This window comes from Nannocystis pusilla, from assembly GCF_026626665.1.
GTDB classification, from domain to species: Bacteria; Myxococcota_A; Polyangia; order Nannocystales; family Nannocystaceae; genus Nannocystis; species Nannocystis pusilla.
In genome coordinates this window covers 3,139,943-3,159,328 of the sequence record NZ_JAPNKE010000002.1, presented here as the reverse complement: position 1 = coordinate 3,159,328, position 19,386 = coordinate 3,139,943, and the positions used below count along the sequence as shown (strand labels likewise).

The window sequence follows — 19,386 nt, the reverse complement described above, 5'->3', positions numbered from 1 at the left end:
GGGTTCACGCGGTGGACGACGCCGCGGGGACCTCGACCTCGCCGACGAAGGCGACCCGCGCCGGCCCGGTCATGGTGATCGAGCCGCCGGCGCGGTCCTGTCGCAGCATCAGAGGCCCGCCCGGGAGGCGCACGACCACGTCGCGGGCGTGGGGCGCGAGGCCCTCGGCGATCGCAGCGGCCAACGTGGCGCAGGCTCCGGTCCCGCAGGCCGACGTGATGCCGCAGCCGCGCTCCCACACCCACAGAGTGATGCTGCCGTCGGCCTCCAAGCGGGCGAACTCGACGTTGGTGCGGTCGGGGAACTGCGGGTCGCGCTCGACCGCCGGACCGTCGCCGCGCGCCAGCGCCTCGGGGTCCTCGTCGCGGACGAACGCGATCGCGTGCGGGTTGCCCATCGACACCGCCGCGAACGCGCGCCCGCCGACGCGCCGCGGGCCGAGCAGATCGGGCGGGCCCATGTCGATCGCAACCTGCCCGGAAGGACATGTCCCCGGGTGGAACTCGCGCACCGCGCACGGTTTGGGACCGGCGTCGGTGTCGATGACCAACTGGTGGACTGCACCGGCGACGGCCAGGGCGACGCAGCGGAGGCCGTTGCCGCACATCTCCGGGCGCGAACCGTCGTGGTTGACGACGATCATGGTCGCCGCGGCCTCGGCGGTGCGCGGCGGCCCGACCACGAGGATGCCGTCACCGCCGACGCCGAGGCGCCGATCGCAGAGGGCAGGGGCCGCGGCGCGGAGGCGGGCGACCAGCGCGTCCAGGACCGCCGGAGAGGCGTCGCGCCGGTCGAGCAGCAGGAAGTCGTTGCCGAGCCCCTCGACCTTGGCGAAGCGCTCCAGCATCGCTCAGGGGGCCTCAGCGGGCTCGGGCGCGGGAGCAGGCGCCTCCGCGGGGGCCTCGGCGTCGGCGGCAGGAGCCTTGGTGGCCTTCTTGGCCGCGGCCTTCTTTGGGGCCGCCTTCTTGGGGGCCGGCGCGCCCGCGTCGGCCGGAGCGTCCGAAGCCGGCGTGTCGGAGGCCGGTGCTGCCGGAGCATCGGCGCCGGCGGGAGCGGCAGCCGCGGCACCCGCGTCGGCGGCGGCCGGGGTGCCGGAGTCGGCAGGCGCGGCCTCGGCAGCCGGAGCGCCGGTGTCGGCCGCCGGAGTCGGCTCGGCCGGGGCTTCGCCGTCGGCCGCAGGAGCGTCCACGGGGGGCGCAGCGGGCTCTTCAGCCGGGGTGGGGGTCGATGCCTCGGCGGGCTCGGCGTCGCCGGCGGGCGCCGAGTACGCCTCCAGGTTGACCGGGTTGGGCCCGATCGCCTCCCAGTTGATCTCCCCGGCGGCGTCCTCCTCTGCGGGAGCCGTCTCCTCGCTGCGCGCCTGCAGACGATCCGACCCGGAGTGGCTGCCGGCGTACGCGAGGAACATCGCGAAGACCATGAAGCTCATCGCGCAATTGCGTAACCTTTGCCAAAACGTCGGAGCTGCCGCCGCCGCCGAAGACGCTCTGGCTGGCCCCGCCACCGAGCGCCGTGCCCATGCCGCCGCGCCCTGCCTGCAGCAGGATGACCAGCACCATGAACAGGCACACCAGGATGTAGAGGACCGAGACGATGGTGACGATGATGTCGAACATGGGGAGCTGCTCGGCTTAGCTGGCCTCGGCGACGAGCCGGACGATCTGCAGGAAGGCTTCGGCCTCGAGCGAGGCCCCGCCGACGAGGAAGCCGTCGACATCGCCCGCGGCCATGAGTCCGGCCGCGTTTCCGGGCTTCACACTACCACCGTACAGGATCGATCTGTCGGCGCCGGTCGCGCCATACTGTTCGGTGAGCCAGGTGCGGATGCGCCGGTGCATCGCCCCGGCATCGCGGGCGCTGGCCGTCTTGCCGGTGCCGATCGCCCAGACCGGCTCGTAGGCGATGATCAGGCGGTCCTGAAGAGTTCAGAATCGACTCCAGCGAGTGAGGCCGAAAGCTGCGAAATGACGTAGTTTTCGTGCTCGCCGCTCTCGCGGATCTCGAGCCCCTCGCCGACGCACAGCACGGCGCGCAGTCCGGCCTGCAGGGCGCACTGGACCTTGCGAGCGACGAGCGCGTCGTCCTCGTGAAAGTGGGCCCGGCGCTCGGAGTGACCGAGGATCGCGCCGTGGGCGCCGACATCGGCGAGCTGACCCGGGCCGACCTCGCCGGTGAAGGCTCCCTCTTCCTGCGCGGCGCAGTTCTGGCTGAACAGATAAAGCGGCCCGGCCGGGCGGCTCCACGGGGCGAGGGCGTCCAGGGCGACCAACGTCGGCGAGACGCCGATCTTGGTCCGCACCGGCCCTTCGAGCAGCTCGGGCGGGAGGCCGTCGACGATCTCCGTCGCCAACAGCTCCGCCGTGCCGCGAAACAGGTTCTGCTTCCAGTTGCCGATCGTCCAGCGAACTCGTGCCACGTCACGCGCTCCGGTTCGTGAGCAGGACATCGATGCCCGGCAGGCTGCCGCCGGACTCGATCATCTCCAGCGAGGCGCCGCCGCCGGTGGAGACGTGATCGATCTTGTCGGCCACCCCGCTGTCCTGCAGGGCCGCGACGCTGTCGCCGCCGCCGACCACGGTATAGCCGCCGCAATCGGCAACCGCCTTGGCGACCGCAAGGGTCCCCTCGGCGAACAGCGCGTTCTCGAACAGCCCCATCGGCCCGTTCCAGAACACCAGCTTGGCGCCGAGGATGGCGGCGCGGAACCGGGCCGCGCTGGCGGGGCCGATGTCGAGGGCCATCTCGTCGTCGCCGAGGGCACCGCTCTCGACCTGGATCACCCGGGCCGAGGTCGCCTTGGTGCCGACCCCGACGCGCAGGTCGGTCGGCAGCATCACGCGCACGTCGCGAGCGCCGGCGCGGGTCAGCAGGTTCTTGCAGTCGGCGAACCGATCGGGCTCGAACAGCGAGGCGCCGACCTCCACGCCGGAGGCGGCGAGGAACGTGTTGGCCATCGCACCGCCGATCAGGATGCTGTCGCCCGGGCGCAGGCGCTCGAGGATCGCCAGCAGCACCGGCAGCTTGTCGCTGACCTTGGCGCCGCCGACGACCGTCACGAACGGGTGCTCGGTGTTGTGGATGACGCGGCCGAGCGCCTCGACCTCGGCCTGCAGCAGGAGCCCGGCGGCCTTGTCGGCGACCAGCCCCGGCACGCCCACGATCGAGGCGTGCGCCCGGTGCGAGGCGCCGAAGGCGTCGTTGACGTAGGCGTCGCACAGCGAGGCCAGCGCCTGCGCGAAGGCGGGGTCGTTGCGGGTCTCGCCGGGGTGCCAGCGCAGGTTCTCGAGCAGCACGATCTGCCCGGCCCGCGTGTCGTGCACCAGCTTGGTGACGCCGTCGCCGACGACCTCGTCGGGCAGCCGCACCTCGCAGCCGAGCAGCTCGGCGAGTCGGGCGCCGACAGGCTCCATCGAGAACTTCGGGTCAGGTGCGCCGTCCGGCCGGCCGAGGTGCGAGCCGAGGATCAGCCGGGCGCCGCGCTCCTGCAGCTTGCGGAGGGTGGGCAGCGTGGCCTGGATCCGGGTGTCGTCGCGGACCTGGCCGTCCTTCAGCGGGACGTTGAAGTCGACCCGCACGAACACGCGACGATTGCCGACGTCGAGCCGGTCGAGCGTGTTGAGAGCGAGCGGGGCGTCTGCGGTAGTCGCCATGGCGGACCCATACCGACCCTCCGCGGGCAAGTCCACGCCGACACGCGTGAGTTCTCAGGGCGCAGACAGGGGCCAGGCGGACGACGGCCCCGACATCGGAAGAGAAATGCGTCGGGCCCGCTCACTCGGCGGCCCAGCGGGCATCCGTCGCCTCGCGGACCTGACGAAGATCGTGGCTGACGAGCTCGAGCAACTCGGACGACAGCGCGACGATCTGTTCCGGTGTGCAGCCTTGCTCGCGCATCTGACGGAACAGGGAGCGGGCCAGGATGCTGAGGGCGCGGCGGTTGTCGGCGCGGGATGCCCCCTCGGGCGACGGTACTTGAGCGACTGGGATCATGCGGCGTCCTTCTCGGCCAGGCCGCCCTGCAAGCCTCGGGCAGGGTCAGGACGATATGTCGCCAGCTCGGAAGAAGAGTCAATATTGGCGCACGGTTAGGCCAGTCACGACCCGCGGGCCGAGGCGCGGACTCGCAGCCCGTGTGCATCTGGATGCACGCCGAACCGCAACATCGTCCTCTCCGGCGCGTGCATCCAGATGCACAGCGCGTCACGATCTGCACCCCCGCGCGCGGGCGCGCCGGGCGATTCGCGCTCAGCTCGCGGCCGGCGTCGGCAGGTTGATCTGGCCGAACAGGATCTTGAGCAGCACATCGAACCGCTGCCACACGTCGGGCGTCGGCTGCGAGAACGCGACGCCGACCTGGTATTGCCCCTCGGTGGGCGTCAACCACAGCACCTGCCCGAGCAGCGGCAGCGGCTCGCTCATGCCCCACTCGAACACGAGCCGCAGGTGCGCGGTGACGTTGATGCCGGCGCCGACCGGATCGCCGATGACGCAGCACAGGCCGGCCTCGGTGATGTCCCGGATCCGTCCGGAGATCCGCGCGCGCCCGGTGTCGAGCTCGACGGCGAGGTCACAGACGAAGCGATCGTTGGCGGGCCGCGCGGCGGTCACGAGCGCGGAGCTTATCAGAACCGGAGGCCGGTGAGGCCGGTCAGCACGGCCTCGATCTCGGCGACCCGCACTCGCCGACCGATCGCCTCCTTGCCGTCGCGGGCCGGGAGCAGGGCGATCTCGAGCAACAGCTGCTGTCGCTCGAAGTAAAGCTGGGTCACCGCCACCAGGATGCGCTCGCGCTCGGCCGCGGCGTCGAGGATCGCCCGGGCGGCCCGCAGCTCGTCCGGGTTGAAGACGAGGCGGCCGAGATCCCAGGTCGCCCGGACCCTCGCGCCTCGCCCAGCGCCCAGGTCCTGCGTCAGCGCGTCGGCCGTGCCCGCGGCCTGGTCGAGCTGGTAGTCGCGGTCGATCGTCTGGTCGTATTCGCCTTGCACGCTGGGCAGGGCGGCGGCCCGCGCCCGCGCGAGCAGCCGCCGCGCGGCCCGGGGCCCCAGCGCCAGCCGCTGGACCACCGCCTGCTGGACCTCGGCGATGCTCGGCCGCGCAGGAAGGGCCGCCAGGGCTCGCTCGAGAGCGGCCGGCTCGGGCACCGGCGTGGGCGGAGGCGCCGGCGCGAACGCCAGCGTCCATAGAAGGAGGGAGCCGGCCGCGATCATCGGACCTCTCCTCCGCACACGAGCGCCGCCAGGGCCTCGCGCTCCTGCATCGCCAGCGGTCCGCGGCTGCGCGTCGCCGGCAGCTCGCGCAGCTGCGGATGACGGGCCGCGTGCAGCTCTCCCCAGGCGAGCTGACGACCCACCCAGCGCAGCGGGTCGAAGGCGACGCCGAGGCTGGCGACCACCGACGTGCTCGTGGTCGCCTCGGTGGCCGGTCCCACGCCTTGGCGCGCGTCGGCCCGCAGCTCGATCCGCACGAAGACGTCCAGGGCGAGAGGGCGCCGGAGCCGACCGATCGCCGGGCCGCGGACGCACTGACCGGCCGGTAACGGGCAAGGGGAGGGCGCCCAGGCCCAACTGCCGCGGCTGTAGATCGGGACATGTCCGCTGGGACTGCAGGCGATCGCGACCAGTCGCTCGCGCGGATCGATCGCCGCGTCGGCGGGCTGCAGCGAGGGATCGCCGCGCGTCAGCACGAACGTCGCGTCGTCGGCCCCGCGCACCACCGCGGTGGCGGCGTCGAGGAAGGCCGCACGCGCCTCGCGGGGATCGGGCGCGCCGGGCGGAAGGTCGACGCGCTGCCAGCAGGCCGCGTCGGGAGCACCGCGACGGCTGCCGTCGTCCCAGCAGACCCACAAGGCCGACCGGACCGCGCCGAGCCAGGCTCGCGGCGCGGCGCCTCCGCCGTGCAGCAGCAAGGCCGGCGGCTCGTGGACGGCCGGCGAGAACAACAAGAAGAGAGCGAGGACTGGGGTCACACGGTGAGGTCGTTCGAACCGGGCTCGCTCTTGCACCGCCGCGAAAAAAAGTCGTGCTGCAAAAGAGGCCCGACTTCGACCGACCTCACCGTGTGCATGCGAATTTCTTCTTCACGCTGTCGCTCGTGTCGGCCGCTCCGCTCGCGCCGCTCGACGTCGGGCCCGGCCTCGCGCCGCCGTCGTCAGGTCCCGGCTTCCACTTCATCGATGTCGGCCAGGGCTCGGCGCTCCTCCTCGTCGGTCGCGAGGGTCACGCGGTGCTGATCGACGCCGGTCCGCCGCCTGCGAGCGAGCCGATCCTCGCGGCTCTGGCCGCGCACGACCTCGCCGCGGTCGACCTGTGGATCTTCTCCCACTTCGACAACGACCACATCGGCGGCTTCGCTCGCGCGCTCGCCGGGCCCGACAACCTCGCCGGCACCGACGACGATCTCGAGCTGCGCGAGCGCTGGGATCGCGGCATGGACGGCATGCCCGAGACCCCCGCCGCGCTCGCCTACGCGGCCGCCACTTCGCCTCGCACCGCCGCGCGTCCCGGAGACCGCTGGGACGCGCCGGGCATCACGGTCCGCGTCGTCGCAGCGGGTTCGCCGCCGGAGCGCGCGGCCGAAAACGAGCGCGGTCTGGCCCTGTGCATCGAGGTCGAAGGCACCACGCTTCTCGCTCCAGGCGATCTCCCGTTCGTACAGGTCGAGGCCGCTGCGCGTGCATGCGGCGCCGTCGACGTGTTGTGGACCAGCCACCACGGCAGTCGCACCGGGATCTCCCAGGCAGTTCTTGCCGCTGCAGCGCCCGCGCTGGTCGTCATCTCCGCGGGCGGCGACAATCCCTACTGTCACCCGCACCCCGAGACGCTGTCTTTGCTCCAGACATACGCAGTGTGGGCGACAGACCTCGCTGGAGCCTCGCCGCACGGTCCCTGTCCAGGCCTGGCGGCCGCCTGGGGCCCCGAACATCACCTCGCGCTGGCCGATCTGTGGTTGCCAGCGGGCGGGGCCGATTGACCCCGAGTGAATGTCTGGGCTGCTCAGGCGCGCCGTGGTGCTGGCTCCGCATACGCTGTTACACTGGCGCCGCCCGTGCGGCCCTCCAGCTCCCCCCAGGTCCTTCTCGGCGTCGCTCTCGTCTCCGTGGTGGCCACGGGGTGCAGCGGCTGGGTCGGCTACGGTAACACCTACTACAAGCGCCGTGAGACGTCGGTCTCGCATGAAGCGACCTACAGCTTCGGAAGCCCCGGCTCGGCCTGGCGTCCGCTCTCGCAAAAGGGCACCCAGGTCGCGTGGTACAATGACGGGCTCGACGCCGTCATCGTGCTCGACAGCCAGTGCGAGATGCACGGCGACAGCTCGCTCGAGCAGTTCACCGACCACTTGCGCATCGATTTTCGTGAGTGGGAGGTGGTGTCGCAGGATCGCGTCACGCTGGTCCAGCGCGACGCGGTCCGCACCGTCGTGCTTGCCTCCATCGACGGGGTCATCAAGACCCAGATGGAGATCTACGTGGTGAAGAAAGACGGCTGCCTGTTCGACCTCGAGTACATCGCGCCGCCGCGCAGCTTTGAGAGCGGACGCGGAGACTTCGCCAAGGTCGTCAACGGGTTTGCCTTCCCGATCCGGGGCGGGTGAGCGTGCGCAGACCGTTCGAATACATCGGTGAAGCGATCCGCGCCGGCTTCGACTGGGCGGGCGGCATCTCGCTCCTGCTCGGGCGGTCGCTGATCCGCGGCGTCCAGCGGCCGTGGGGCATCTACGACATATTCTCGCAGATCGTCGCCCTCGGCATCCGCAGCCTCCCGCTGTCGACGCTCATGGGCGTGTTCGTCGGCATGGCGCTGACGTGGCAGTTCGGCGAGGCGCTGATGGGTTTCGGCGCCAAGAACGCCGTCGGCTCGGCGGCCGCGCTCGCGCTCGTGCGCGAGCTCGTGCCCACGCTGATGGCGCTGACGATCGGCGCCAAGATCGCGACGGGCGTCACCGCCGAGCTCGGGTCGATGAAGGTCTCGGAGCAGATCGACGCCATCGCCTCGCTCGGCGCCGACCCGATCAAGAAGCTGGTGTGGCCGCGCCTCGTCGCGTCGACCGTCACGCTGCCGCTGCTCAACATCTACGGCAACGTCCTCGCGCTGATCGGCGGCGCCTTCATCGCCGACCTCGTGTTCGACGTCCCGGCCGAGTACTTCTACGAGACGTACATCGACGAGCTGTACCCGATGGACTACATCTCGGGCCTCGTGAAGTCGTTCACGTTCGGCCTGCTGGTCGGTCTCATCGGCTGCTACCAGGGTTTTCAGACCAAGTTCGGCACCGAGGCGGTCGGTATCTCCACCACCAACACCGTGGTCGCCACCAGCGTGGCGATCATCGTGTTCGACTTCGTGCTGACGACGATCTTCCTGCCGGTCGGATAGTTCGCCATGGCGCCGATCATCGAGCTCCGCAACGTCTACAAGCGCTTCGGCGACAACATCATCTACGAGGACATGAGCTTCGCCGTCGAGCCCGGCGAGACGTTCACTGATCATCGGCGGCAGCGGCATGGGCAAGAGCGTGTGCCTCAAGCTGATGATCGGGCTGCTGCCGTACGACGCCGGCCACGTGTTGTACCGCGGCAAGGAGGTCGGCGAGATGGACGCCGAGAACCTCCGCGAGCTGCGGCGCAACGTGGCGATGGTGTTCCAGGGCGGCGCGCTCTTTGACTCCATGAGCGTGTTCGACAACGTCACTTACGCGCTGCGCGAGCACACCAAGATGTCGGACCAGGAGATGCTCGAGCGCGCGAGGGAGTGCCTCGACATGGTGGGTCTCGGGTACGACAAGGACATCCTCTATCGGATGCCCGCCAGCCTCAGCGGCGGCATGCGCAAGCGCGCCGCGCTCGCGCGATCGATCGCTATCAAGCCCGAGGTGATCTTGTACGATGAGCCGACGACGGGCCTCGACCCGGCCAACATCGAGCGCATCGGCCACATGATCCGGAAGCTGCAGAAAGAGCTCGGCGTGACCAGCATCGTCGTGACCCACGACATGCCGATCGCGTGGAACTGCTCGAACCGCGTGGCGATGTTGTGGCAGCGGAAGTTCCCGTACATCGGCACGCCCGCCGAGATCCAGGCGAACCCGGCGCCCGAGGTCCACGAGTTCATCAACGGCATCTATCACGAGGACCAGGACTGATGGCCAACCGCAAGGACGAAGCACGCCTCAACATGATCGTCGGCCTGTTCGTGCTGGGCCTCGGCGCCGTCGGGGTGCTGTCGATCTTCATCATCGGTCAGGGCAAGGGCACCTGGAAGGAGAAGGGCCTCGTCTACGCCGACTTCCGCCAGGTCTCGGGCCTCAAGAAGGGCAGCCCGGTCCAGCTCGAGGGCATCGAGATCGGGGTGGTGCAGGACCGCGAGTTCGTCGAGCTCGAGTACCCGTGCAACCCGCTGACCGAGGACCGCGGCCGCTTCGGCCAGGAGCGCACCGACGACTGCGACCGCACCATGTTCTGCGCGCCCGAGGGCAAGTGCGCCGAGCTCGAGGCGTACTCCTTCAACAAGGACCTCCACCCGCCGTGCGAGGAAGACTCGCAGTGCCGCGAGGACGAGGTGTGCGTCACGCAGGAGTTCCGCCGCCGCTACCGCCGCGTCTCGTGGACCGGCAACACGGGCGTGTGCGACGGCTTCACGACCGACCACAAGCGCATCCGCGTGACCCTCAGCGTGTTCGCCGACAGCCTGCAGCACATCCGCGAGGACAGCCGCGCGACGGTGTCGCAGAACGGCCTCCTCGGCGATCAGCTGGTCCAGATCTCGGTCGGCCGCGGCGCGCCGATCCCCTCCGGCGGCCGGATCCAGACCACGCCTTCGCTCATCGAGGAGCTCGACAACGTCAAGGAGCGCGTCGACGGCGTGTTCGGCAAGGTCGAGGAGACGATCGGCGGCATCGCCGAGCTCGCGTCGGCGATGGGCGACGAGAAGACGATCCGCAACGTCCAGGGCCTGCTCGCCAACGTCAACGAGGTGTCGCGCCAGATCGCCGAGGGCAAGGGCCTGGTCGGCGCGCTGCTCAACGACGACCAGTACGTGCGCGACTTCGGAGCGACGCTCCGCAGCGTCCGCGACACCGCGCAGAACCTCAACGGCTTCGTCGCCAAGGCCAAGAGCAGCATGACGAAGATCGACGACAACCTGCAGCCGCTGGTCGACGACGGCCGCAAGGTGATGTCGGACGTCTCGACGGTCATCAAGGACCTCAAGGACCCGAACAACAAGAGCCTGCTCGCCAAGGTCGTCTACGACCCGAAGGGCGAGATGGTGAAGGACCTCGAGGAGACGCTCGACAACGTCAGCAAGGTCGTCTCGACCATCGAGAAGGGCGACGGCACGCTCGGCAAGCTGCTCAAGGACCCCAAGGCGTACGACGACCTGGTGAAGATCCTCGGCAACATCGAGCGCAACAACACCATCAAGAAGCTGGTCCGCTTCGTCGTCGAGAAGGACGAGGCCGCCAGCTCCGCGGCGCCCACCGCGAAGCCCAAGTGAGACCGGCGCGGACCTGAGCCGGTAGACCCTTCGCTGCTCAGACCCCGCCGCGGCGAGCGTGCCCCTGGGGAGAGCTGGGGGCTCTGCGGGCCGCGCCTGATCGAGCTACGAGCCCCGGGCCGCGGGGAACCGATCGTGGATGCTCGTCTGTGCACGCCGCCCTCGCGAGGACGCGCGACTGCCCGCGGTGACGGAGCCGATCGAGGGAGCTCGCGGGACGCGCGGAGCCGGGCGCGCGTCGATGCCAGGAGCATGGACCCGGAATACTCGACGGCGACGCCTCCGGCCAAAGGGCGCGGTGATGCCGGGAGCGCCGATGACGGACGCGGACGACGCTGGCCCCGGGGACGAAGGCAGCCGTTTCTCATGGCCCTTCGGCCATGTCCCGAAGGTCATGTCCCCGAGGACATCGAGGGCGCCACGGTGTGGTCGATGAAGCCGGCGATCTCGTCGGCGATCTCCAGCGGGAATTCGGCCGGCAGCGCGTGCGTGGCGGCGGGGTAGACCTTCCACTGGGCGCGGGGGATCTGGGCCACCAGGGCCCGCATCGTCGCCAGCGGGACGAAGTTGTCGCGCGCCCCGGCGACCACCAACGTGGGCACGGCGATGGTCGGCAGGACATCGGCGGCGCTGTGGCGCTGGGCCTCGTCGACGACCGCGAGGAACAGCTCGGGGTTCATCGCCGCGATGCCGCGCATGTACAGCTCGAGGTCGGCGACCTCGATGCGCTCGGCGTTGACCTGGCCGCTGCGCAGGCTGAGCTCGCGCGAGAGGGGCGAGGGCAGCCACTTGCGCCACGTACGGGTCGTGACGTCGCGGGCGATCTTGGTGGCCGCGAGCGCGAGCGGCAGCAGGCGGCGGAAGTTCTGCGTGCCCTGGAAGCTGTCGAGCACGCGGCCGCTGGGCCCGGCGAGCGAGAGCAAGCCGGCCACGCGTTCGCGGTGCCGGCGGTACAGCTCCAGCGCGACCGGGAAGCCCATGGAAAAGCCGACCGCGACCACCGGGCCGATGCCGAGGTGCTCGCATGCCGCCGCGGCGTCGTCGGCCAGCGTGGGAATGCTGAGCCGCCACGGCCGCGGTGGGTCGGGGGATTGTCCATGCCCGCGATAGTGCATGAACACGACGCGCCGCTGCTCGCTGAGCAGCGGCACGATGCGTTCAAAGGCCCATCCTGCACAGCCGAGGCCGTCCAGGATCAGGATCGCGGGCGGGGAGCGTCCTTGGGGCCGCTGACGAAGAGGCGAATCGAGGCCCCGTCGTCGCGCCGCAGGCGAAGCGCGAGCGGCCCCGCCGCAAGGGGGTCGAGAGCGCGGTTACTCGTTCCGCCCGCGCTCGTCATCCGGGGCGTCATCCGCGAGCTCGTTGACGCTGGGGTACTTCATGATGTCCTTGCGCGCGATCTTCCAGGCTTTCTGGACGATCCACGAAAGCGAGCGGTCTTGGCGATTCGCCTCCTCCTGGATCTCCTTTAGCATTTGTTCGGGGAAATAGAGCGACTGCTTGCGCTTGTCCGAGCTAGCCATGCCGATGTGGTCTCCGCTGGTGAAAATCGCGGAATTTAGGGTAGGCTTCGCGGCGTTTGGCTGTCAACCGCGAGCATGACGCCGACCACGGCGCGCCGGGGATGGACGAGGGGACAGGACCGGCCGCCGAGGGCGCCTCGCCGCCGCCGATCCGCGCGGTTTTGGCCGCCTGCGGCCGGTTGCGGGGCGACCGGACTCGGCCGCGGACGAAGGGGCCGCGAGCGAGGCTGAAGGCGGTACGGACGGCCGTTCTGCGCGTGCGCAAGCGCGGCGGGAACAGCGACGCGGGCTCATCCTGGCGGCCGCCACCCAGGTGTTCAAGGAGAAGGGCTACCACGCGACGTCGGTCGGCGACATCATCGACGCCGCCCGGATCGCGCGCGGCACTTTCTATCTCTACTTCACGAACAAGCGTGAGATCTTCGCCGCTCTTTCGGCGGGGTTTTTGGCGGTCATTCGCGGCAGCGTCCGCAAGATCTCGCTCGACCCGACCGAGGGCGAACCGCTGGCTCAGATGCGGGCCAACTTTCGCCGTGTGATCCACACCGTGCTGCAGCACGAAGATCTCGCGACGATCGTGCTCCGCGACGACGCGCTCGATGCCGAGGCGCGGGCGCAGCTCGACTTGTTCTACGAGCAAGTGATCGGACTGATCGGACAGGCGGTCCGCGTCGGGCATCGCCTCGGGATCGCGCGCGAGTGCGACGAGACGATCATCGCCGTCAGCGCTCCGGTGCGCTGAAAGAGATCCTCACGCGCATGCTCGCGGGACGACGCGCGACCTCGACCGCGCCGACTGCGCTCGCGGGCGAAGCGAGCGAGCCTTCGGCGTCGTCGGCAGCGAGCGGGCCAGACGACGCCGGTGTCGCCTCCGCGGCGCCGGCCACGCCCTTCGCCGATCCAGATCGGCTCGCTGACGAACTCCTGAGCTTCTTTGTCCGCGGGGTGTTTACCCAGGACACTCGCTAAGCTACCCTGCCGCCCCATTCTGGCGGTCCGCCCTGGACAACCTGCGAGCCCGGGCCCCACACTGCCTGACCGGGGATCTGTTCGGTGCGCACCCCAGAGAGGACGGAGTCGTCACGATGGCCTTGACGAAAGCTCAGAACGAGAAATTCCGCGCGATGCTCATCGAGCGGAGGAACGCCCTCATCAGTCAGGCACAGCGTACGCTCGAGAGCGACATGGTGCTGTCGCCCGACGATCGCTTCGACGAGGTCGACCAGGCGTCCAGCGAGTACATGCAGGCGTTCAGCTTCCGCCTGCGGGGGCGCGAGAAGTTCTTGATGGAGAAGATCGACCTCGCGCTCCGCAAGATCGACCAGAACACCTACGGCACCTGCGAGGAGTGCGAGGAGCCGATCTCGCTCAAGCGCCTGCAAGCACGGCCGGAGACGCCGCTGTGCATCCAGTGTAAAGAGGCGCAAGAGAAGGAAGAGGCGGTCTACGCCGAAGAGTGACCCGCGACGATGGCGCCCGAGCTGTTCACCCTCCCGGGTCTCGGGTGGGCCATCACGCCGTATGGGCTCGCCGTCGCCGTCGCGCTGGTGACGGCCTGGCTGCTCTCCCTGCTGCTGGCTCGCCGCGACAAGCTGCCGACCGAGGTCCTCGGCACGGTGTTCGTGCTGTCGGCGATCGCCGGGCTGCTCGCGGCGCGCGCGAGCTACCTGCTGCAGCAGGGCCAGGCGCTCGAGCTGTCGCACCTGCGCTCGCTGCCGGCCGGCGGCCTGGCAGTGTTCGGCGGGCTGTTCGCGGCGCTGGCGGTGGCGGCGATCGGCTGCCGCCGCTTCCGCGTGCCGACGCTCGCCTGGCTCGACTGCTGGGCGCCGGCGGTCGCGCTCGGCGGGGTGCTCGAGCGCGTCGGTGCGTTCTTCGCCGGGGCCGACTTCGGCATGTACGTCGGGCCAGGTGACTTCGGACATGTCCTCGGGGTCACGTACCCCGCGGGCTCGCCGGCGTTCCTGCTGCACACGGCGGCGTTCCCCGGGCTGCCCGGACTGAGCGAGGCGACGTCGGCGCCGGTGCATCCGGTCCAGCTCTACCTCGCGGCGACCTGCGCGGTGGCGCTGGGGGTCGGCCTGCTGATGCGCCGGCTCCGGCGGTTCTCGGGTCAGACGTTCCTCGCGGTCGCGGCGGTGTTCCTGCTCGGCCGCGCGGTGCTGTTCGAGCCGCTGCGCTTCGACGCGTCGCCGCTGACGCTCGGACCGCTGCGGCTGCATCAGGTCTCGGGCCTCGGGCTGTTGCTGGCGGCCGCGGTCGCGTGGTGGATGCTGTCCGCGCGCGCGGCGGCGCAGCCGGGCGTGGCCCGGCAGTGGGAGGGGGCCCGTGGACGCCGCGAACGTGACGCGCCCGGCGATCCCGGTGGTGGTGATCCACGGGGCTCTGCGCTCGCGCGTGGGCCTGTGGCCGGTGGTCCGGTATCTGCGCAACCGCGGCTTCCAGGCGGCGGCCTTCGGCTACGCGACGCGCAGCGACAGCCTCGAGCGCCACGCGGAGCGGCTCGAGCAGTTCATCGCCACCTGGCTCGAAGGCCAGAAGGTGCCGATGCTCGGGATCCTGACCCACAGCATGGGCGGGCTGGTCGCGCGGGCCTACCTCGCGCGGCCCGGCGCGGCCGAGCAGGCGCATCGCCAGCGCGTGGCCATGCTGGCGCCGCCGAACCAGGGCGCGGCGCTGGCCGCCCGCTTCCGCGGGTTCAAGCCGTTCCGCTGGCTGTACGGCGCCGCGGCCGATGTGCTGCAGCCCGATCACGCGGCCACGCTGCCGCCGCCGCCGACGAGCGCGCAGGTGCTGATCCTCGCCGGCGGCAAGCACAAGGGCGAGCGCGGCTATTCGCGCTGGATCGCCGGCAACAACGACGGGCTGGTCGGCGTCGCCGAGACCGCGCTGCCGGGGATCGATCCGGAGCTGGTGGGCGGGGCCCACAGCGTGCTGCAGTGGCGCCCGGCGGTGCTGGCCCGCGCGGCGGCGTTCCTGGCCGCGACCGAATGAGCAGAGCGCCCGTCCGGTGGCGGGCTCGAGGAATTGGGGCGGGGCTCACGGCGTGCCGCAGCGGCGCCGGGTGGTACCGACCGAATGAGTGGCTGTGGATATGTCGATGAGGACATGTTCGATGGGACATGTCCTTATCGACAGTCGCGCGTCACATCGGCAGCGGCGGGGCGCAGGTCGAGACGCCGGCGCCGACGATCCGGATGGGCGCCTGGGTGAGCAGCGTGAGCGCCTGGTCGCTGTCGTCGCTGTTGTCGAAGTCGAGGTGCCAGACCTCGCTGTTGGTGACGAAGTCGCCGGTGGAGGTGAAGAGGTAGAAGTCGCCGCCCCACCAGGCGAAGGCGAACGCGCTCTCGCTCTGCAGGCCGGGCAGGGGGAGCACGTCGATGATGTCGCCGGTGGCCTTGTCGTACTCGGTGAGGAGCGCCGGCGACGAGCCCTGGAACGCGAACAGCCGGCCGGTGCCGGTGCCGGTCAGCTCGCCCCAGGCGTAGTCGATGCCGGCGATCGTCGACAGCTCGAGGGTCTGCGGATCGATGACGCCGAGCGCTCCGACGTCGGGACCCTGGAGGTCGGGGGAGATGCCGGAGTGGGCGTAGAGCTTGTCGCACGGGTCGTTCAGGCTGTTGGCGACGAAGGCCATGCCGAACTGCGGGAACATCGGATTGTCGGGGACGAAGCCCGGATCCTTGCACTCGACCGGGTCGCTCGCGTCATTGAGATCGACGGTGTAGAGGTCGCCGTTCCAGTACTGAATCCAGGCGCGACCCTTGCGGCTGACGCCCATCGAATAGGTCTCGGTCATGCCGCCGCAGTGGATGTCGGCGATGAAGGCGAACGAGCCGGACTTCGGATCGAAGCTCCACAGCGAGCCGACATCGGACAGGACGTACACGAGCTCGGTGCCCTCGGCGCACGGACAGCCGGCCTCGGGCTCGTTGTCGGCGCCCGTCATCTCGATGCCGGTGGTCGTCGGCTGATCGCCGCTGTCCCAACCGCCGGCGGTGTCGCCGGTCCATCCTGCAGTGGCGCCGTCGGTGGCGGAGACGAAGCCGTTGGCGCCGTTGCTGTCGTCGTCGTCGTCGTCGCCGTCGCTGTCGCCGTCGCCGAACAGGCCGATGGGGCAGGCGGGGAGGAACAGGGTGGTGACGAGGAGCCCGAAGAGGCGGACGCTGCGCATGGTTTCCACGATAGCGAAGATCGCCGCGCGGGCCCGTGCTCGCCCGTCCGAGCCGGTTCCGGGGCGGTTCTCGCCCGCCGAAGTCCGACCGCCGTCCGACGCTTCCCGGGCGTTCACGGCCGCCGGCCGGAGGGCCGTGATCGCCGACGCGCGCGTCGCTTCGCCCGACCGAGATCGGCCCCGTCTCGCCGCTCTCGCGCCTCGATCTCGAGCGGCGTTCCAGCGCGACGCCGTCGACGATCGCAGCGCCGCCTCCGCCTGTGCCAAGGGCCAGGCGCGGATCGTCGGGCGCATGTGACCCATGGCACCTGGCCTTCCCGTGCTGGCGCTTGGGGCATGCCTGAAGGTTCTGGTGCGCGATAGGACCGTTGGAGGCGGTCCCGAAGGACAGGTCCCAGAGGTCCTGTCGCTGGGGCCGGGTTCCCCCATGAGTTATCTCCATTGGGAGACTGTTCTAAGCGCCAGGAATCATGTGTCATGGTCTGACTCTCCCCAATCCACCACAGATGAGCGACGGGACCATGAACGAGAACGAAGTTGCACAAGAGATCGGCAAGCGCATTCGCCAGTGGCGAATGAATACGCCGCCGCCGAAGACGCGCCGCAAGCGGCAGAACGAGACGGGCTGGCGGCCGCACATGACGATCGAGGAGCTCGCCAAGGCCACCGGGCTGACGGTCACCACCGTCAACAAGCTCGAGCTCGGCTACAAGGCCCCGCGGATCGAGTCGCTGCTGCTGCTCTCGCAGGCCTTCGGGTGCGACCCCAGCGAGCTTCTGCCCAAGACGAAGCACCGCAACAGCGGCAAGTCCGAGCTCCTCAACGAGCTGGCCGCCGCCGCGGGCCAGCTCGGCGCGAAGCAGCTCCGCGAGCTCATCAAGCAAGCCCGCGGGATGGAGCCGGGCTGAAACCCGGCGGCAGGCCGCGGTTTCGCACCGCGGCCGCCTGCCCGCCAGTCCAGTTCAGGCTGGCGGAGCTCAACGTGGGGGCTTGCGGTCGGGAGCGAGGAAGGCTATAAGGCGCCTCCACCCGCTGCGGGCGCGTAACTCAGCGGTAGAGTGCCACCTTCACACGGTGGAAGCCATAGGTTCGATCCCTATCGCGCCCACAACTGAATCTGCCCAGTTCATGGGACGAGAGCCGCCGCAGGGCGGCTCTCGTCGTCTGGTCGCCCGGCTGGCCGCTGGGCAGACGCGAGGCGTTCGCGGCGCTGCGCTGGCGGCGCTCGTACGGCGCTGGACTCGGGGAGCCCCGCGGGCGCGAGGGCAGCGCGCGCATCGCGGATGGGCGTCGCCAGTCGACGGCGTTCCGAAGGCGTCGGGCTCAACGAGGCGGCGGCTCGCGGCGTCGCGCCATCGTGCGGGTCCAGTCGATGTGTCCGAAAGGACATGGTGTCTCCCAGGCCCGGTGCGGGTGAGCAAGGAGCGGCGGCGCCCGAACGTCTCCCGGCGAAAGCGCGGGCTGTCCGAAAAGCCATGCGAAGAGTGTGCGAGATTGATACTTGTTGACGGGGCGGCGGCGCACCATCGCGGACTCGTCGGCGTCCGATCGGCCTGTCTGAAAGGTCATGTGCGTTCTTCGGTGCGCTGAACCTTTTGGCCCGAGCGTGGTTCCGTATTGAAGGTCGTCGCAGCTCGACGGCCTTCCAGAGCCGCTGTCCGAAAGGGCATACGCCGCTCTGCGGTGCGCGGATCCCCTGAGGTTTCTTCGCGGCGCGACGGTTCTTCTCCTGTTCGCCGGGGAAGCATCGGGGGCAGGCGGGAATGTCGGCGGCTGTGCACAGCCATCTGCTCTTCGGCGAACGGTAAGGCCTGGCCGAAGGGTCATGGGGTGTGCTTCGGTGTGCTGATGCTCCTGAGGAGTCGTCGCAGTTCGACTGTTCCTGCAGGTCCGTCCGGGAGGCGCTGCGTGCGCCCAGAAAAGACTGGCGGTGGTGCGAGGTTCGGCCTGTCCGAACGGCTATGGGGCGCTCCCGTGTGGCGCCGCTCCTCGTTTCACGTGCGTCGTGGGCTGATGACGTCGCGGGTCACGAGATACGGCGTGTGGCGCCGTCGTCTCGTCCGGGCGACGAGCGGCCGGATTGACGAGCGACGTGAATGGCGGGACGTCGCGGGTCGAGGAACGGCGCAGTCAGGACCCGCGCCCGGTCTCAGCGGCGCCGCGCCAGCGCCTCGGCGCGCGCGTCGACGGCGTCCTTCGCCTCCTTGAGGCCGACGCCGTGGACCTCGCGGAAGCGCTTGATCGCCGCGATTTTTGCTCGCTGCGCAGCAGTTGATCGATCTCCGCCTCGAAGGCCGAGAGCGCGGGGCCGGACGCCTGCGTGAACTCCCAGCGGAGGGCCTCGATCGCGGCGCGGGCGGCGAGGAGCGTGCCGCCGTGGCGGGCGCGGTGACGGCGAATGGCCTCGATGGTCGCGCCGTGGCGCACGAGCTCGCGGATGTCGGCGTCGGTCACCCGGCGATCCTACGCGGGTCGGCGGCGCCGGAGGAGGAAAACCGCCGCGAGGCCCGCGGGCGCGGCCGCGAGGAGCAGCCACGGCCATCTTGGCGGCGCAGGAGCGATCGCGGGTTCCGGCGCGGCGGTGATGGACGTCGCGGCGGGCGGTGGGGCGGGCTGCGGCGCAGGGGCGGGCGCGAGCTCGGGCCGGCGGATCGTCAGCGCGGTTCTGCGCCGGTGCGCCACGAAGTCGAGCGGCGGCGTATCTGGCCGCGAGGACATGTCCTGAAAGACAACATGGCCGAGCAGCCGGTGGCCGCCGGCGAGGCGGGCGAGCAGCGGCAAGCGGACGGTGAAGGCGTCGATCGGGCGGGGGCAGGTGAAGCCGACCGAGACCGCGAGGCCGTCCTCCTCGACGAAGGTGAGCTTGTCGACCGCGCCGGGGCAGGCGACGGCGCCGAGGGAGATCTGGATGCCCGCGAGGACCTGTTCGCTGAGCAATGTCTCGACGGACAGGAGCTCCATTTCGTCGAGGTGGCCGCTGCGGTCGGCGTCGGCGCCGGGCACGAGCTCGACGATCTCCGGGCGGGCGAACACCAGCTCGGCGCTGAGCCGCGCGTCGGCGACTCGCAGCTCGGCTTGCGACAGGCCGCGCTCGTGCGCGTCCGCGGGGGCAGGGGCGCCGAGGCCGGCAACTGCGACGAGGGCGGCGCGGATGCGGAGGCTGGGACGGCCGGGGCGGAGCAGCACGGGGTCATGGGACGCG

23 protein-coding genes, 1 tRNA gene and 2 pseudogenes are annotated in these 19,386 nt (G+C 70.5%); 11 read left to right on the top strand and 15 right to left on the bottom strand.

The features are described 5' to 3' along the window. Positions 1–4: 4 nt before the first annotated feature. From dapF to OV079_RS13705, 10 genes and pseudogenes are all read right to left on the bottom strand, one after another. Positions 5–847, bottom strand: a complete 843-nt coding sequence (gene dapF / locus OV079_RS13750; RefSeq protein WP_267768864.1) for a diaminopimelate epimerase — start codon at positions 845–847, stop codon at positions 5–7. Between the two features lie 3 nt (positions 848–850). After that, positions 851–1,429, bottom strand: a complete 579-nt coding sequence (locus OV079_RS13745) for a hypothetical protein (protein WP_267778874.1) — start codon at positions 1,427–1,429, stop codon at positions 851–853. Between the two features lie 70 nt (positions 1,430–1,499). Continuing rightward, positions 1,500–1,559, bottom strand: a pseudogene (locus tag OV079_RS57845) (hypothetical protein); the annotation flags it as partial. 72 nt (positions 1,560–1,631) lie between these two features. Further along, on the bottom strand, positions 1,632–1,880 hold the full coding sequence (locus OV079_RS13735) for a triose-phosphate isomerase (RefSeq protein WP_267778536.1): 249 nt from the start codon (positions 1,878–1,880) through the stop codon (positions 1,632–1,634). A gap of 26 nt (positions 1,881–1,906) precedes the next feature. Further along, the gene (locus tag OV079_RS13730; protein ID WP_267768862.1) at positions 1,907–2,416 is read right to left on the bottom strand and encodes a triose-phosphate isomerase; all 510 of its coding nucleotides are present in this window, start codon (positions 2,414–2,416) and stop codon (positions 1,907–1,909) included. A 1-nt stretch (position 2,417) separates the two neighbouring features. Then, on the bottom strand, positions 2,418–3,650 hold the full coding sequence (locus tag OV079_RS13725) for a phosphoglycerate kinase (protein ID WP_267768860.1): 1,233 nt from the start codon (positions 3,648–3,650) through the stop codon (positions 2,418–2,420). A gap of 121 nt (positions 3,651–3,771) precedes the next feature. After that, positions 3,772–3,990 (bottom strand): hypothetical protein, encoded by a 219-nt coding sequence (locus tag OV079_RS13720; protein WP_267768859.1) that lies wholly within the window; start codon positions 3,988–3,990, stop codon positions 3,772–3,774. A 255-nt stretch (positions 3,991–4,245) separates the two neighbouring features. Beyond that, entirely contained in the window at positions 4,246–4,608 is a 363-nt protein-coding gene (locus OV079_RS13715; protein ID WP_267768858.1) for a PilZ domain-containing protein, read from the bottom strand. 14 nt (positions 4,609–4,622) lie between these two features. After that, entirely contained in the window at positions 4,623–5,207 is a 585-nt protein-coding gene (locus OV079_RS13710; RefSeq protein ID WP_267768857.1) for a hypothetical protein, read from the bottom strand. Continuing rightward, positions 5,204–5,965 carry a hypothetical protein gene (locus OV079_RS13705; protein WP_267768855.1) on the bottom strand — a complete coding sequence of 254 codons (762 nt, stop codon included), beginning with the start codon at positions 5,963–5,965 and terminating at the stop codon, positions 5,204–5,206. The genes OV079_RS13710 and OV079_RS13705 overlap by 4 nt, the downstream gene beginning before the upstream one ends. A 53-nt stretch (positions 5,966–6,018) precedes the next feature. Between OV079_RS13705 and OV079_RS13700 the strand changes: the two genes are divergently transcribed. The 5 genes from OV079_RS13700 (at position 6,019) to OV079_RS13680 (ending at position 10,490) form a co-directional block, all read left to right on the top strand. After that, on the top strand, positions 6,019–6,969 hold the full coding sequence (locus OV079_RS13700; protein ID WP_267768852.1) for a ComEC/Rec2 family competence protein: 951 nt from the start codon (positions 6,019–6,021) through the stop codon (positions 6,967–6,969). A 75-nt stretch (positions 6,970–7,044) separates the two neighbouring features. Next, positions 7,045–7,590, top strand: coding sequence for a hypothetical protein (locus tag OV079_RS13695; RefSeq protein WP_267768850.1), 546 nt, complete (start codon positions 7,045–7,047; stop codon positions 7,588–7,590). Further along, positions 7,587–8,372, top strand: coding sequence for an MlaE family ABC transporter permease (locus tag OV079_RS13690; protein WP_267768849.1), 786 nt, complete (start codon positions 7,587–7,589; stop codon positions 8,370–8,372). The genes OV079_RS13695 and OV079_RS13690 overlap by 4 nt, the downstream gene beginning before the upstream one ends. A 127-nt stretch (positions 8,373–8,499) precedes the next feature. Continuing rightward, positions 8,500–9,138 (top strand): ABC transporter ATP-binding protein, encoded by a 639-nt coding sequence (locus OV079_RS13685; protein ID WP_267768848.1) that lies wholly within the window; start codon positions 8,500–8,502, stop codon positions 9,136–9,138. Next, on the top strand, positions 9,138–10,490 hold the full coding sequence (locus OV079_RS13680) for an MlaD family protein (protein ID WP_267768847.1): 1,353 nt from the start codon (positions 9,138–9,140) through the stop codon (positions 10,488–10,490). The genes OV079_RS13685 and OV079_RS13680 overlap by 1 nt, the downstream gene beginning before the upstream one ends. 392 nt (positions 10,491–10,882) lie before the next feature. Here OV079_RS13680 and OV079_RS13675 read toward each other — a convergent pair whose 3' ends face one another. Further along, positions 10,883–11,686: an alpha/beta fold hydrolase gene (locus tag OV079_RS13675; RefSeq protein WP_267778535.1), complete on the bottom strand. Its 804-nt coding sequence runs from the start codon at positions 11,684–11,686 to the stop codon at positions 10,883–10,885. Between the two features lie 117 nt (positions 11,687–11,803). After that, on the bottom strand, positions 11,804–12,013 hold the full coding sequence (locus OV079_RS13670) for a TIGR04563 family protein (protein ID WP_096334150.1): 210 nt from the start codon (positions 12,011–12,013) through the stop codon (positions 11,804–11,806). A gap of 169 nt (positions 12,014–12,182) precedes the next feature. Here OV079_RS13670 and OV079_RS13665 point away from each other — a divergent pair, with 169 nt between their 5' ends. The 4 genes and pseudogenes from OV079_RS13665 (at position 12,183) to OV079_RS13650 (ending at position 15,004) form a co-directional block, all read left to right on the top strand. Beyond that, on the top strand, positions 12,183–12,755 hold the full coding sequence (locus OV079_RS13665; protein ID WP_338089073.1) for a TetR/AcrR family transcriptional regulator: 573 nt from the start codon (positions 12,183–12,185) through the stop codon (positions 12,753–12,755). A gap of 343 nt (positions 12,756–13,098) precedes the next feature. Beyond that, positions 13,099–13,473: a TraR/DksA family transcriptional regulator gene (locus tag OV079_RS13660; protein WP_096334152.1), complete on the top strand. Its 375-nt coding sequence runs from the start codon at positions 13,099–13,101 to the stop codon at positions 13,471–13,473. Between the two features lie 9 nt (positions 13,474–13,482). Then, positions 13,483–14,220: pseudogene (locus OV079_RS57840) on the top strand (prolipoprotein diacylglyceryl transferase); the annotation flags it as partial. Positions 14,221–14,338: 118 nt separating this feature from the next. Continuing rightward, positions 14,339–15,004, top strand: coding sequence for an esterase/lipase family protein (locus OV079_RS13650; protein WP_267768842.1), 666 nt, complete (start codon positions 14,339–14,341; stop codon positions 15,002–15,004). Between the two features lie 151 nt (positions 15,005–15,155). On the opposite strand, the gene OV079_RS13645 is transcribed toward OV079_RS13650, so the two are convergent. Then, positions 15,156–16,184: a hypothetical protein gene (locus OV079_RS13645; protein WP_267768841.1), complete on the bottom strand. Its 1,029-nt coding sequence runs from the start codon at positions 16,182–16,184 to the stop codon at positions 15,156–15,158. 506 nt (positions 16,185–16,690) lie between these two features. Between OV079_RS13645 and OV079_RS13640 the strand changes: the two genes are divergently transcribed. Further along, on the top strand, positions 16,691–17,092 hold the full coding sequence (locus tag OV079_RS13640; RefSeq protein ID WP_267768840.1) for a helix-turn-helix domain-containing protein: 402 nt from the start codon (positions 16,691–16,693) through the stop codon (positions 17,090–17,092). Positions 17,093–17,220: 128 nt separating this feature from the next. After that, positions 17,221–17,292: transfer RNA gene (locus OV079_RS13635), tRNA-Val, on the top strand. 1,041 nt (positions 17,293–18,333) lie between these two features. Here the strand turns inward: OV079_RS13635 and OV079_RS13630 are convergent. Beyond that, positions 18,334–18,726 carry a ribosomal protein L7/L12 gene (locus tag OV079_RS13630; protein ID WP_420829406.1) on the bottom strand — a complete coding sequence of 131 codons (393 nt, stop codon included), beginning with the start codon at positions 18,724–18,726 and terminating at the stop codon, positions 18,334–18,336. Then, positions 18,648–19,370, bottom strand: a complete 723-nt coding sequence (locus OV079_RS13625) for a hypothetical protein (protein WP_267768837.1) — start codon at positions 19,368–19,370, stop codon at positions 18,648–18,650. Before OV079_RS13625 ends, OV079_RS13630 begins: the two co-directional genes overlap by 79 nt. Positions 19,371–19,386: the final 16 nt, after the last annotated feature.